This window comes from Micromonospora sp. CA-246542 (genome assembly GCF_050942905.1).
Lineage (GTDB): Bacteria > Actinomycetota > Actinomycetes > Mycobacteriales > Micromonosporaceae > Micromonospora.
Window position 1 is genome coordinate 1,862,533 of the sequence record NZ_CP192040.1, and the last position, 13,922, is coordinate 1,876,454.

Annotated in this window: 9 protein-coding genes and 5 tRNA genes; 6 read left to right on the top strand and 8 right to left on the bottom strand. The window is 74.1% G+C overall.

The features are described from left to right. Window positions 1-19: 19 nt before the first annotated feature. Entirely contained in the window at window positions 20-2,563 is a 2,544-nt protein-coding gene (locus tag ACQP0N_RS08745) for a M36 family metallopeptidase (protein WP_433119005.1), read from the bottom strand. A gap of 524 nt (window positions 2,564-3,087) precedes the next feature. Between ACQP0N_RS08745 and ACQP0N_RS08750 the strand changes: the two genes are divergently transcribed. Next, on the top strand, window positions 3,088-3,456 hold the full coding sequence (locus tag ACQP0N_RS08750) for a hypothetical protein (protein WP_433119007.1): 369 nt from the start codon (window positions 3,088-3,090) through the stop codon (window positions 3,454-3,456). Between the two features lie 32 nt (window positions 3,457-3,488). Here ACQP0N_RS08750 and ACQP0N_RS08755 read toward each other — a convergent pair whose 3' ends face one another. Beyond that, complete coding sequence (locus ACQP0N_RS08755; protein WP_433119009.1) at window positions 3,489-4,070, bottom strand: TIGR03086 family metal-binding protein; 582 nt, start codon at window positions 4,068-4,070, stop codon at window positions 3,489-3,491. 73 nt (window positions 4,071-4,143) lie between these two features. Beyond that, complete coding sequence (locus ACQP0N_RS08760; protein WP_355051777.1) at window positions 4,144-4,746, bottom strand: TetR/AcrR family transcriptional regulator; 603 nt, start codon at window positions 4,744-4,746, stop codon at window positions 4,144-4,146. Window positions 4,747-5,134: 388 nt separating this feature from the next. On the opposite strand from ACQP0N_RS08760, the gene ACQP0N_RS08765 reads away from it, so the two are divergent. From ACQP0N_RS08765 to ACQP0N_RS08775, 3 genes are all read left to right on the top strand, one after another. Next, window positions 5,135-5,207 (top strand) — tRNA-Gly (locus ACQP0N_RS08765). Between the two features lie 34 nt (window positions 5,208-5,241). Further along, window positions 5,242-5,312: transfer RNA gene (locus tag ACQP0N_RS08770), tRNA-Cys, on the top strand. Between the two features lie 13 nt (window positions 5,313-5,325). Continuing rightward, a tRNA-Val gene (locus ACQP0N_RS08775) sits at window positions 5,326-5,400 on the top strand. Between the two features lie 98 nt (window positions 5,401-5,498). Here the strand turns inward: ACQP0N_RS08775 and ACQP0N_RS08780 are convergent. The 5 genes from ACQP0N_RS08780 to ACQP0N_RS08800 form a co-directional block, all read right to left on the bottom strand. Continuing rightward, complete coding sequence (locus ACQP0N_RS08780; protein ID WP_433119011.1) at window positions 5,499-8,279, bottom strand: FtsX-like permease family protein; 2,781 nt, start codon at window positions 8,277-8,279, stop codon at window positions 5,499-5,501. Then, on the bottom strand, window positions 8,276-11,446 hold the full coding sequence (locus tag ACQP0N_RS08785; protein WP_433119013.1) for an FtsX-like permease family protein: 3,171 nt from the start codon (window positions 11,444-11,446) through the stop codon (window positions 8,276-8,278). Before ACQP0N_RS08785 ends, ACQP0N_RS08780 begins: the two co-directional genes overlap by 4 nt. 7 nt (window positions 11,447-11,453) lie before the next feature. Continuing rightward, entirely contained in the window at window positions 11,454-12,161 is a 708-nt protein-coding gene (locus ACQP0N_RS08790; protein WP_433119015.1) for an ABC transporter ATP-binding protein, read from the bottom strand. Continuing rightward, window positions 12,158-13,090, bottom strand: coding sequence for an ABC transporter ATP-binding protein (locus ACQP0N_RS08795; protein ID WP_433119017.1), 933 nt, complete (start codon window positions 13,088-13,090; stop codon window positions 12,158-12,160). Before ACQP0N_RS08795 ends, ACQP0N_RS08790 begins: the two co-directional genes overlap by 4 nt. Before the next feature lie 223 nt (window positions 13,091-13,313). Then, window positions 13,314-13,559 (bottom strand): DUF6458 family protein, encoded by a 246-nt coding sequence (locus ACQP0N_RS08800; protein ID WP_355051783.1) that lies wholly within the window; start codon window positions 13,557-13,559, stop codon window positions 13,314-13,316. 149 nt (window positions 13,560-13,708) lie between these two features. On the opposite strand from ACQP0N_RS08800, the gene ACQP0N_RS08805 reads away from it, so the two are divergent. After that, a tRNA-Gly gene (locus ACQP0N_RS08805) sits at window positions 13,709-13,781 on the top strand. 47 nt (window positions 13,782-13,828) lie between these two features. Beyond that, window positions 13,829-13,903: transfer RNA gene (locus tag ACQP0N_RS08810), tRNA-Val, on the top strand. Window positions 13,904-13,922: the final 19 nt, after the last annotated feature.

The following is a 13,922-nucleotide window of genomic DNA, read 5'->3' on the forward strand; positions in this document are numbered from 1 at the left end:
CCCGCCGGCCCCGACGGTGTCACTTCGCGAACGCCTGGAACTCGGCGATCCTGACCTGGGCACGGGACGGGCTGGCCGTGGCGCAGTCCGTCGTCGTGGCCGGGTCGTCGTCCTGCTCACCGGCGTACTGCGGGCCGCCGGTGCACTGGCTGGCCAGCACCTCCAACCGCAGGTGGGTGGCGACGGTGGTCGGCACCGCGAACGTGCGCAGGTTGATGTCGCGGCTGTACGCCCGGTACGCCCCGCCGGGGAACGCGTCGGCGGCGCTGGTGTAGATGCGCCGCCAACGCGCCGGGTCGGCGCAGTCGGTGGTGGTCGCGTCACAGGCGGACACGGCGAACGAGCGCAGCGCGCTGAGCGCGTTCTGACTGCCCGTGTCCGCGTCCCCGACGATCGCGGGTCGCAGCATCGCGCTGACGTTCACGCGCTTGACCACCTGCGGGGCGTCACCGGCCAGCGCCACGGTGAGCTGCCTGCCGGCCACCCCGTCCAGCGAGGCCCAGTTCGTCGCCTCGGTGTCGTCGGCGGCCCGGTCCAGGTTGACCCCGTCACCGCTGATCGTCGCGCCGGACGCCGTGGACGCGAGATTGCGGCTCATCCGCAGGTCCACGTAGCCAGCCTTGCCGGCGTCGGCGACCACGCTGAGCCGCTGATGCCCGAAGCCGGGCGCGACGGCCAGCAGGTCGTACGTGCCGGCGACCATCTCCACCGTGTCCGGGATCGGCGTCGCCGGGTCGGTGTCGGCGATCGGTACGGCCCGCGCCTCGTACGCCCCGACGTACACCCGGATCGGCGCGTCGGCGCTGTCCCCACGGGGGCGCAGGGTGAGTGTCGCGTTGCCGCCCCGCGGCGAGGCGAAGCTCGGCGTCGGGTCGGTGTCGGCGGCGCCGTTGGTGGCGGCGTCCCGGCCCATCCCGGAGCGGGCGAACTCGGCCCAGATCAGGTCCTGGTTCGCGCCGCCGAAGCGCAGCAGGTCGGCGGTGAGCATGTTGTCCCGCATGTCCAGCATGCTGACCTGGCTGGCCGCCTGGAGCAGGAACGAGTCGAAGACCAGTTGCGACCAGCGCCGGTTGCCCGGGCACTTGTCGGCGGGCACCGTGCCCTGCGCGCACTCCCGCTGCCGCTGCGGGGTGCCCAGGCCGTACCGCTTGACCAGCGCGGCACGTACCCGGTAGTTGGTCGCGCCCCAGATCTCCCCGTCGGCGTGCACGGCCGGGCCGGCGGTGTTGTAGCCGATGTCGGAGTAGTTCAGCGGGCTGCGGCTCAGGTCGTAGTTGCGGATGCCGCTGACCAGGTTGCCGGTGACGTAGCCGCCGGTGACGAAGGGCGTCTCCCCGGGAGCGCGCAGGCCGTTCTGGTAGAGGTATTCCGCGGCCATCAGGTCGCCCCACGACTCGCCCATCGCGCCGCCCTGGTGGCCGCTGATCCCGCTGTCCGGGCCGGCGATCATCCGGTTGGTGATGGCATGGGTGTACTCGTGACCGATCACCGTCATGTCGTAGTCGCCGTCCACGCACGGCGGGTACGGGCCACCGGCCTGCGGCTGCCACAGGTACATGTTGGTGGTCGGCGGCAGACCGTCGCGTGGGGTGCCCTGGTTGGCGTTGTTGCGGTTGCCGGTCAGCGCGCCCTGCTGGGCGCGGCCCTGCTCGGCGTCGCCGCCGAGTCCGGACGGGGTGAGGTTGACGGCCTGGAGGTTCCACGCCGACTCGGTGAAGCCGAGCTGGTACGCCCAGTCGTGCATGCGGTTGTGCATGACGAACAGGTTCGCGATCGCCGCGTCCGCGTCGTTGCGCTGCGTGGACGTGAACACCTCCGGGTTGCACCTCGCCTGGTGCCACTGGTCGGTGAACGGGTACTCGTAGCGGCGCTCCGGGCTGGGTGTGGCCGGCACGACCGGGGTGTTGTTGCCCCAGGAGAGCACGGTGTTGGCCGAGTTGCCGCGCGAGGTGAAGGTGGGTGTGCCGGTGGCCGCGTCGACGTCCCACGGCTGCCCGGTGGCCGGGTCACGGAACGCCGCCTGGCAGTCGGGGGCCGGGTCGCCGCACCAGCGGACCCGGGGGTCCTGGCCGGCGGCGAGGTCGCGGGGCGGGGTGGCTGGGAAGACCGCCCAGCTCGGGTTGTCCGAGTCGAAGTCGACGAGGTCCTCGCGGACCAGCACCGTGCCCGTGCTGCCGTCCACGTAGCTGGTGAACGCCACCGGGTGGTCGGCGTCCGCGCCGATCATGGTCACCTCGTAGGCGGCCCGAGGTCCGTCCAGTGGGGTGGGCACGGCCACGGCCCGCACGGTGTGGCTGGCCACGGCCGTCGGACTCAGCCCGGCGTCGGCGAGCGCGTCGGCGTACGCCTGCTCGGCGGTGCGGGTCGCGGGGGCGGGTGCGCGGGTGTCCCGGGCCAGGGAGGAGTTGACGGCGAGCACCGAGCCGCCGTTCACCGCGAGCGTGACCAGGCCGTCGTGACCGGCCGGCAGGTCGCCGAAGCGTTGCCGCAGCGTCACCACCGTGCCGCTGCCGATCGGCCGGACCAGCACCCGGTCCAGGTCGGCGACCGTCGCGGCGTCCATGCCGTACAGGTCGCGGTTGGCGGTCAGATAGGCGCGCGCGGCGGCCTCCGGGTCCGCGGGCAGTCCGCTGGCGAGGGGGTACGACCGGGCCCGAGCGCCTGGGGGTGCCGAGCCGGTTCCACCGCGCGTCGGGGTCCGCGGCGCGGGCCAGCCCGCGCTGGCGGGCGTCGGGTGCCGCCGTACCGGTGCGGTTGTCGAGGTCGGCGGGCTGGTGCCCCTCGGCGAACGGCCCGGACGTGCGCTCGGCGGGGGCGGCGGCGGGTGCGGCGTTGCTCGTGCCGGTGGGTAGCAGCGCGGCGAGGGTCGCCGTCGTCGCCAGGACGGCGATGAGCCGGCGTCGACGCCGGCTCATCGGGGGTGACCACTCCGGTTGTGGCACGGGACCTCCTTGTGGGAGCGGGATGGCCGGCGGCTGCCGACCGGCGATGCGCGGTGACGCATGCGCATCTGTGGATATCAGCCGCCCGAGGAAGCGGCAAGGCCCCGGGCTGGTCGGCTCGCGAAATGATCGAGATCTGTCGACGGTGTCGGCGCTACCCTTCGCCGGCCTCGCGCTGTGGCGGAGCACCGGCGGCGCCTGGGCGTGGTGGCTCACCACGGTCGTCGTGTTCGGTCTGATCCCGGTGATCGACCTGTTCATCGGCGACGACCGGCGCAACCCTCCCGAGGAGGCGGTGCCCCGGCTGGCGGCCGGCGGCTACTACCGCTGGCTGACCTGCCTCTACCTGCCGGCGCAGTGCGCCGCCCTGGTGGTCTGCTGCGCGGTGGCGCGCGCGCCGGCCGCGTACGGGCACTTCCACGTCGAGCACACCGGTGGCCACCACGTACGGGTCGCCACCCCGGAGGATCCGGCCAGCCCGCGACTGGGGGAGAGCATCTGGGCGTTCTGGTGACGGCCCGGTCGTCGGGCGCGGTCGGGGTCGCGTCAGTTGCCGGGTGCCCAGTCGGGGTCGCGGCCGAAGGCGGCCAGCAGGTGATCCTGCTCGTCGGCGTCGGCGGGCACCCGCGCCGTGTCCCGGACCAGCTTGTCGCGTCGGTAGTCGTCGACCCGGCCGGCGAACCACTTGGCGCACACGTGCACCGCGTCCGGGTCGAACCGTGGGTCGGCGCCGATCGCCACCGCCAGGTCCCAGCCGTGGATCAGGTGTTCGGCGAGGAGCTGTCGGACGTACTCGGCGGCCGGGGTCGGGCCGGACGACAGGTGCACGGTGCGGTCGATCGTGCCGGGGTGGGTGACGGCGATCTCGGCCTGCGCGGCCGCCTCCCGGGCCATCGTGAGCGGGTCGGCGCCGAGCTGGTCCCCGTCGAAGCGGCCGCCGACCTCGTCGATGGTGCGACCGGCGAGCAGTGGGACGCTCCACCGGTCCTCGCCGACGACGTGGTTGACCAGGGTCCGGACGTCCCAGTCGGGGCAGGGTGTCTCCTCCGACCACTGATCGGGCCCGATCTGGTCCACCCGGTCGACAAACTCGGCCAGGCTCCGGCGGTACGCGTCCAGCAGATCCATGCCGTCGATTGTTCCGTTCGGCACGCCGGCCCGAGCCGTTTTGCCCGGCCTGGCGTACGGCGCGGTCGGCCGCTCAGTCCAGGTCGGTCGGGTCCAGACCCAGCTCGCGGGCGGTGACCAGGCGTACCCACTCCCCGAACTGTCGCCGGGAGATGACCCGGTCGTGCACCGCGAGCTGCACGGCGAGGCCGTCCATCACCGCGCTGATCCGCCAGGCAGCCCCGTCCGGGTCGGCGCACTGGAAGGTGCCGTCGGCGACCCCGGTGGAGATCACGGCGGCGAGATCCTGTCGCCACCGTAGGTCGAGCCGGCGGGACACCTTCTCCAACTCGGGGGTACGCAGCGACTCGGACCAGCCGTCGATCCACATCGACCAGGAGGTCGCCCGGCCGGCCGGGGTGTAGAGCTTGAGGATCCGGCGGAGCTTCGTCAGCGGTGGCGCGGAGGAGCGGGTGACCACGTCCAGCCGGGCCAGATCCTGCTCGACGGCGTACGCGAAGGCCTGCGCGAGCAGCCGTTCCTTCGTGGCAAAGTGGTAGAAGACCAGTGCCTGGCTCACTCCGGCGGCCTGTGCCACGTCGGCCGTTCGGGTGTTGGCCAGGCCGCGCTCCACGATCACGTCGCAGGCCGTGCGCAGCAGGGCATCCAGGCGGATCTCGGCCGCACGTCTCGTCACGACCGTTACCGTAGCCCATCGACTCGAACACGAACAGTTACCGCTACCGTCCGATTCGTGGGGTAAGAGTCGGAAGTTGGACACTTTCCAGGGGTGCCGTGGCTCGTTCTCCTGGTGGAGTTCGGCGAGGTGGGCCGCGCGCCGTCGGAGTGCTCCGCTGGCCGTCCGCCGCGCCGGCGCTAACCGTCGGATGATGCCGGAGTGTGACGGCCGAGGGTCAATTGAGACATCAGGTCAGCTGACTAGGAAGCCCGCCGCCGGTGGTGGCCATCTCCCCGTCCGGCGTCGGACCGGGCGGGATGGGACGCGCCGACACGGACCCCGATTTGGCAGTCGTTCGCCGGCTCGGCTAAAGTTCTCATCCGTCACCCGGGAAAGCCGGGGGCGTGCGGACGTAGCGCAGCTGGTAGCGCATCACCTTGCCAAGGTGAGGGTCGCGGGTTCGAATCCCGTCGTCCGCTCGGAGCTGCCGCCACGCATGACGGGGGCAACCTCGGTGGGGTGGCCGAGAGGCGAGGCAACGGCCTGCAAAGCCGTGTACGCGGGTTCAAATCCCGTCCCCACCTCGGCAAAGAGCACGGGCGATTGGCGCAGTGGGAGCGCGCTTCCTTGACACGGAAGAGGTCACTGGTTCAAACCCAGTATCGCCCACCAGCTGTACGACGTGATCGTTGAGGCCCGTCACCGGATCCGGTGACGGGCCTCAACGCTGTTTCATCAGAAGGCCACCCGCCCGCCCGCACGCGACAGACCTACTCGCCGGCGCGGAGCACCTCGCTCAACCGGTCGCGTCGTCGCAGCGCCGACTCGACGGGTACGACGGTGGCGGCCGCCGCCAGCAGCGCCGTGCCCAGCAGGGCGAGCAGCCACCACGGCAGGATCGTCGCCGGGTCGTCGGCCTGGCCGGTGAGCAGCCGTAGGTCGAGAGGGCCGAGCGTCACGCGTGCGAGCAGGGCCCCGAGGAGCGGGCCGCACACCGCGACGACCGCGACCGGTGGCAGCAGCTCTCCGGCGGCGACCCAGCGGGCGTCGCGCGGCCGCAGTCCGAGGGTCCGCAGCCGGGTCAGGGTCTGCCACCGTTCGGACGCACCCGCGGCGGCGGCGAGCGCCAGGCCGAGGAGCCCCAGCGCCAGCAGCACTGCGGCGGCGGCCCACGCCAGCCGTAGGAGCCCCGCGGTCAGCGGAGCCGCTCGCTGCGTCCGCAGGACGTCGGCGCGCGACACGACATCGGCGGCGACACCGCTGTTCGACACCGCCTGCGCCGCGCCGGGACCGGTCACCCAGACCGTGTTCGGAACGGCGGGCAGGCCGGCGTCGGCGAGAGCCGCGGCGTCCACGAGCACGACGTCGTCGGCGCCGCCGACCGAGGGCGCGGTACCGACCACGGCGAGGTGGATGGCCGGGGCGTCGGCCCGGGGTAGCTGCAAACGCGTGCCGACCGGCAGCTCGCCGTCACTCGACCGGACCAGCGCGGGAACCTCTCCGGGGCCGGGGCCGGGGCCGGGGCCGGGGTCGGGGCCGGGCGTCGTGAGGCGGGCCAGCGCGGGCGCGTCGGGCAGCGGGGTGGTGGCCAACAGGCGCTGGAACGCTTCGGCGTCCACGATGACCAGGCGCGGGGCGAATGGTGTCGAGTCCGTGAAGACGCGCGCCGAGTCGGTGACCTGCGCGACGACGACCTGTCCGACTCCCGGAGCGGCGGCGATCCGCTCGGCGATGGCGGGCGTGGCGGCCTTGGCGTCCGCGGCGACGTCGAGGCGGGCGTCGGCGCCGACGGTGCTCCACGCACCGTCGGCGAGCCCTCGGGTGACGGTCGAGCCGAGGATGAGCGCGAACGACGCGAGCGCCGTGGCGCTCACCAGCACCAGCAGCGGCAGCGCGCGTCCCGCCGTCGTGACCGCCCGGGCGGCGCCGAAGACGGCCAGCGGGCGGCGCGAGCGCAGGGCCTGACGGAGCGCGAACCGCGCGCCCAGGGGGAGCAGTCGGATCACCACGAGCGCGCCCACGAGCGCGCCCAGGGCGACGGCGCTGACCGGCAGGCTCACGTCCCCGGTCAGCGCACCGGTGCCGCCGTCGGCGGTGACGGGCAGGAGCCCGCGCTGGTGCAGTGTGACCAGGGCGGCGACTGCGGCGATCAGGACAGCGGCCTCCACGACGGCGCGGCGCAGCTGCCCGGTGGCCCGGACCCAGCGCCGAGCGGACGGGTTGGCGGGCTGACGCCGATCCCGGCTGGCGCGGCCGGCGGCGAGGGTGCCGAACGCCGGCCCGGCGACGGCACCGGCCAGGACCACGGGAATGGCCCAGCTCCACGAGACGCCCGGTGCCACCACGCGGGCGAGTGCGAGCCCGAGGGCAGCGGCCGACAGGGACACCACTGTGGACTCGATGGCCAGTTCCGCGCCGAGGTCGGGTAACGCCGCCCCGCGCTGCCGGGCGGTGCTCAGCGCCAGGGTTCGGCGGCGGACCAGCAGGTCGGCGGCGAGCAACAGGAGCAGGACCGTGGCGGTCAGCACGCCGGTGAGCAACACGGCCGCCTGCGCCCGTACGGCGCTGACCCGGGCGCGGGTCGCGCGCAGGGTGGCGTCGAGCTGCGATTCCCACTTCAGGGAGTCGTCGCGGGCGCCGGACGAGCCGGAAGCCGCCTTGAGCGTGACCACCTGGTCGACCAGGGCCGCGCTGGTGGCCCAGGTGAGCGCGTCGGGGTCGGGGGCGAAGTGGACGGCGCGCCGCAGTTGGTCCTGGCCGACGGCGAGCCGGGCGTCCGGCAGCGAGTCGCGCGACAGCAGACCGGCGAACCGGGTGATCCCCACGCCGTCGGCGCCGGGTACGGGGCGCAGGAGCGCCGGGGCGAGTCGCCAGGCGGGGTCGGCGGTGTCCGTGGGTCGGTAGATTCCGCTGATCCGCAGGTCCTTGTCCCGCCCCCGGTTGTCCTTGGCCGGGATCCGGTCGCCGGGGCGGACATCGAGGGCGGCGGCGTCCGCCTCGGAGATGCCGATCTGCACCGGCCAGGGCGGTCCCTGGTAGGGGGCTTCGACGAACCCGTCGGGGACTGCCCCGGCGGGCGCGTTTCCGGCGATCCAGGTCACCTGCGGGCCGCCGGCGTCACCGGCCAGGTAGGTGAACTGGAAGGTACGTGGCGCGGTGCCGTCGGTGATGCTCAGGACCGGGCCGTCGACGACGGCGATGGGCGGGAGCAGCGCGGCGTCCAGGTCGGGCCCGAGCGCGTACGTCGCCCGGACGCGGAGGTCGTCGACCTCCTTGGCGAGGCCTTCCATCCGCACCCGCCCACCCGTCGGACCGTCGTCGCGTTCCCAGTCGGCGTGTGCGAGGACGTTCGCGTCGTTGGTGGCCCGGCGGACGCTGTCCTGGACGGTGTCGTCGGCGGCCGCGGCGAGCAGCACCGGCACGGCCCCGGCGAGCAGCGCGACAGCCGCGATGACGGCTGCCGAGAGCAGCAGCGGGCCGGCGTCGGCCCGGCCACGGCCACGGACGCTGGGCCAGTGCGGCGCCGGAAACCGGCGGGTCAACTGCTTCACGGCGCCACCCGCAGGTGCGCGGCGTCGGCCCGGCGGACCTGGATGCCGACCACGATGGCGACGGCCAGCAGACATCCGGCCAGCAGTACGGCGAGCAGCACGGCCTCGGCCGGCCACGGCCAGTGTGGCTGGGCGGCCGGGACGGGCGCGGCACCGGTGTCGGAGCGTACGAGCAGGGGAGCGACGAGGCGGGTGGCGAGCGCGCCGACGGCCGCGCCCGCCGCGAGCAGCGGCAGCAGTACGCCGGCGTGCTGGCCGAGCAGCACGGCCCGGATGCCGCGTCGGGACATCCCCAGACCACGCAACCGCGCCACCTCGACGGCACGGAGCTGTAGGTCGCAGGTGACGTGCAGGACGACGCCGGCGAGCAGCAGCAGGGCCGCGGCCGGTACGACGAGCCGGAGCGCGCCCGGCAACCCGGCGCGCAGCGGGCCGCCGAGGAGGCGGGCGGTCTCCACCTCGCGGGTCGCGACGGTGCCCAGGTGCAGGGCGGTGGCCCGCTCGGCAGCGTCGGGGCCGGCCGGATGACCGACCCACCAGGCGTCCACGGGGAACGTGAGGTCACCGGCGAGTACGCGCGCGCGGGACAGCGCGTCCAGGTCGGCCAGGAGGGCGACGGCCCCGGGGGCGGACGGTACGGCCGGCACGACCTCGGAGACGACGACCGGGACGGGCGTGGTGCCGACCGTGACGCTGAGCTTGCTGCCCGGGTGGACGCCGACCTCGCTGGCGAAGCGGGCGGAGACGGCGACCGGCACCTCACCGGGGTCCGGGAAGGCGCTGGCGACGAGGGTCCGGGCGGCGTCGTCGGCGCCGTCGAGTTCGACGGTCGCGGCCATTCGCAGCGCGGTTCCGGTCGGTGTGGGGGACAGCCGGACGTTCAGGTCGCTCAGCTTGCTCGGTACCGGTGGGGCGGACGTGGCGGTCCAGTCCGATCCGTCGGTGGACGCCGCCTCCGGCACGGTCAGCGTGACGGCTACGGCCACGGACCCGCCGGCTACGGGTTCGTCGCCGAAGTCGACGGCGACCGGTAGGGCGACCGCGACGAGGCGCAGCCCGTCGGCCGTCGCGCAGGCGGGAAGCCGCACCTCGCGGCCGTCGAGCGGTACGGCGGGACCGGTGCAGGACGTGCGGAGGCCGGTGACGTCCTGCAGCAGCAGCCGGGGCGTCACGGTGAGCGGGGTGTCGCCGGCCGCCGTTCCGCTGAGTACGAGCGGTGCGCCGGCCGGGACGGCGAGACCGGTGATCCGGGTTGGTGGTGCCAGCGCGGCACCCACGTCCGCCCACTCGCGGTCGCTGTCCAGCCGGCCGCGCAGCAGCGCGTCGGCGCGGGTGGTGTCCACGGCGACCAGGCGTGGCGCTTCGCCGGAGGTCCCGAGCCACTGACCGACGGCGATACCACGGTCCAGGACCGGACTCACCGCCCCCGCGGTGGCCGCGCTGACGAGCGCGCCCTCGCCGGCCGAGGGCGACGTGCTGAGGGTGAGCGCCAGGTCGGTGCCGACCGAGAGTGCGGCCTGGTCGCGCTGGGACTGGTGCCAGGTGGCGTCGAATGCCAGGCCGAAGGTTCCGGCCGCGCAGGCGAGCCCGACGAGCAGGCCGGCGGCGAACGCCTGGGGCCGGCGGGCGCTCTCGGCGACCGCCAGTGGAAGCGCCAGCCCACGGGCGCGGTAGGCCAGGCGGTCGGCGCCACGCAGGGCGGGCAGCACCACCCGGAGCGCCAGGGCGGCGCCGGCGGTGAGCAGCACGGCCGGAGCGAGCACCCGGACCGCGTCGGCGCGCGAGCTGGCGGCGGTGGGCTGCGCGTAAAGCTGCCACCATCCGACGGCGGCGAACACCGCGAGCAGCAGGTCGGCTCCGGAGCGGGCCAGCAGCTCGCGGCGGGTGCGCCGCTCGCCGGCCGCCGGGACGGGACGGATCGCCAGGACGGTGAGGACGGCGGCGAGCACCAGCGTGCCCCCGGCGACCGCGAGCACCTGGACGCCGGTGATGGCCGGCCGGACGGTCAGGCCGGCGTCGTCCAGCGGCGGCAGGTGGGTCAGGCCGGCGTGCAGGGCCGACGAGGCCGGTATCGCGAGCGCGATGGCGACGGCCGCGACGAGCCCGGCCTCGAGGGTCGCGGTGGCGGCGAGTTGACGACGGCTGGTGCCCAGGGCGGAACGCAGGGCGGTCTCGTCGGCGCGGATGCCGGCGGTCAGGCGGCCGGCGAGCACGAGCGCCGTCGCGGCCAGGACACCGCCGAGGACGGCGATCGCGAGCACGACGGCGGCGGTCACGTGCCGTTGGTCGTCGGCCGACCGCAGGGTCAGCGACAGGTCGGTGGCGACGCGGGCCATCTGGACGCGGTCGCCGAGGGCGCCGGCCAGCCGTCGGTCGGCACTGTCGACGGCTCCGGCCAAGGTCTCCAGGTCCCGGCGCTTGGCGTGGCTCAGGTCCGGATGGGCGGTGACCTCCAGGCGGTCGACGGTGGCGCCGGTGGTGACCAGGTCGGCGAGGTCGACGAGGAACGGGCCGTAGGCGTTGACCGGTTGCAGGAAGCGACCGTCCCGGTAGCCGGTGGCGGACCCGGCCGCGGCCAGCGGGTCGCGGTCCCAGCCGCGCCCGGACAGCGGGCGTACGACACCGACGACGGTCACGTCGATGGCCGGGACGGGCGGGTGGGCCAGCTCGGCGCCGAGGTGCACCCGGCTACCGGGGGCCAGGCCGAGCAGGTGGGCGGTGGACTCCAGGAGCACCGCGTCGCCGGGGCGCTGTGGCCAGCGTCCGGTGACCAGCTCGGCCCGGGCCGGCAGGTCGTCGAGGCCGGACAGGTACGCCTGTGGGCCGACGGTGGTGCCCGGGGCGAGCGCGGGCGGTAGTGCCCGCAGCACCGTCGACGCCCGCGCGGTGGTGGTCAGCGGGAACGGCGCCAGCGCGGAGGTCACCCCGGCGCGGGTGTCGGCGAGGACGGACGACACATCGGGGCCATCGACGGTGCCGGTGTAGACGGTCGCGTCGACGGCGGCGGGAGCGGCGCGGGCCAGGGCGACCTCCAGGGCCCGCTCGGCGGTGCGGGTGACCAGCAGCGTGCAGGTGCCCAGCAGGGTCGCGCCGATCGTGACGACCCCGAGGAGGGCCGCGAGCAACGGCCACTGCGCACGGGCGCGGCGGCGGATGAGCCTCAGCATCGTCGTGTCACCCAGCGTCCGGCACGGGCTCGTACGCCTGCTCGTCGAGGTGCCCGTCGTGAATGCGGATCACCCGGTCGGCCAGGGCCATCATCACCGCGTCGTGCGTCGACACGAGCACGGTGACGCCCTCGGACTCCGCCACCCCGCGCAGCAGGGCCATCACCGACAGGCCCGTCTCGGCGTCCAGTTGGCCGGTGGGCTCGTCGGCGAGCAGGAGCCGGGGCGAGGCGGCCAGCGCGCGGGCGATCGCCACCCGTTGCTGCTGGCCGCCGGACATCTCGGCCGGCCGTTGCTGGGCGTGGTCGGCGAGGCCGACCAGTTCCAGCAGCAACTCGACCCGCCGCTCGCGCTCGGCCGGGGCGACGCGGGCCAGCCGTAGCGGCGCGGCGACGTTCTCCGCGGCCGACAGCACGGGGATCAACCCGAAGTTCTGGAAGACGTACGACACCTTCTCGCGCCGCAGCCGGGACAGGCCGTCCTCGTCGAGCGTGGTGACCTCGGTGCCGTCGACGTGCACGGTGCCGGCGTCCGGGCGGTCCAGGCCGCCGATGACGTTGAGCAGGGTGGTCTTGCCCGAGCCGGACCGGCCGACGAGCGCCACCATGGAGCCGGCGGCGACCTCGAACGACGCGCCGCGCAGGGCGTGCACGACGGTCGGCCCGGCGCGGAAGCGTCGGTGCACGTCCCGAACCCGCAGCAGCGGCTCGCTCATTCGCCGCTGCGCGAGTCGGAGCGGATCGTGATGTGGTCGGGTTCCAGGGCCAGCCGGACCCGTCGGGTCAGCGCCAGCGCCTGGCGGAATTCGCGGGGCACCTGGACCCGCCCGGCCCGGTCCATCACGGCGTACTCCTCGGCGGTCATGTGGGTGTCGCCCTCCGCGTTGGTGGTGGTGCGGCGCAGCACCTCGCTGCTGGTGCGACCGTCGCGGATCGCGACGGTCCGTTCGACCTGGCCGCTGACCTCCGGGTCGTGGGTGACGACGACGACGGTGACGCCGTAGCGCCGGTTGACGTCGCGCAGCACGCCGAAGACCTCGGCGGACGTGGCGGCGTCCAACTCGCCGGTCGGCTCGTCGGCGAGCAGGACCCGCGGCTGGTTGGCCAGGGCCACCGCGATCGCCACCCGCATCTGCTGCCCACCGGAGAGTTGGCCGGGGCGGCGGTCGGCGCAGTCCGCGACGCCGAGGCTGTCCAGCAGTTCGGCGGCGCGCTCCTGCCGCTCCTTCTTCGCGGTGCGGGCCGCCGTCATCGGCAGGTCCACCATCTCCCGCGCGGTCAGGTACGGGATGAGGTTGCTCGCCGTCTGCTGCCGGACGAATCCGACGGTGTGCCGCCGGTACTCCACCCGGTCCGCGCGGGACATCGCCAGCAGGTTCCACGTGTCGACCCGGACCCGTCCGGCGGTGGGGGCGTCGATGCCGGCCAGGATGGACAGCAGCGTCGACTTGCCCGATCCGGAGGCGCCGACCACGGCGACCAGCTCACCGCTCTCCACCGCCAGGTCCAGTCCCTGAAGTGCCTGCACCTCGATCGAACCGGTCTGGTAGATCCGTACCAGGTTCTCGCAGACGATGAGCGCGTCCCGACCGAACTCGGGTGCCCGCGCGGACGGCTGCGGCAGGGACAGCGGTGTGGTGGACATTCCCAGCAGTCTCGCAACCGGCGGCGTCGTTGACCATGCCCCTCGTGCGGTTATTTCGGGTTTGGCACGAGGATCTGGTCCGGCCACCGCCCGCGCCGATATTCCAACCGAGCAGGTACGACCGGTGGACGGCCAGCACCGTGTCGAGGGGCTCCATGAGCGGAAACGGGACGGGCCGGCGTCCTCGAAAGGGGAGGTCGCCGGCCCGTTCCACCCGAGCCCTTCACAGCGGCGGGGCGATGTCCCGCCGCTCCTCGACCCGGCGGTACTCGACCGGCTGCTCGGTGGTGGTCACGACCGCGGCACGGCGGCGCTGGAAGATCAACGCCGTCATGATCAGACCGAGGACGCCGGCGCCCATCAGGATCCAGCCGACCACGTCGAGGTTGATGCCGCCGACGCTCGCGTCGAGGGCGAAGGTGAGAATCGCGCCGAGCGCGATCAGGAAGATGCTGGTGCCGATACCCACGACAGCCTCCTTAGGGGGTGTGGTGTGCTGTCGAGGTTCATCAGTACCCCGCCGTCGAGCAGCGCAATCGCGGTCGCCCGAGGGCGGCGCGGCGGCCGATCTTGGCATCGGGTAGAGTTTGCTCCGTCGCCGGCGGTAGCCGGGGACGTGCGGACGTAGCGCAGCTGGTAGCGCATCACCTTGCCAAGGTGAGGGTCGCGGGTTCGAATCCCGTCGTCCGCTCGCGATCCGTCTCGACGGGCCTGACTGCCGGGTCGAGCGGGCACCATGGGCGATTGGCGCAGTGGGAGCGCGCTTCCTTGACACGGAAGAGGTCACTGGTTCAAACCCAGTATCGCCCACCACCTCTTTGCGCAGGTCGAC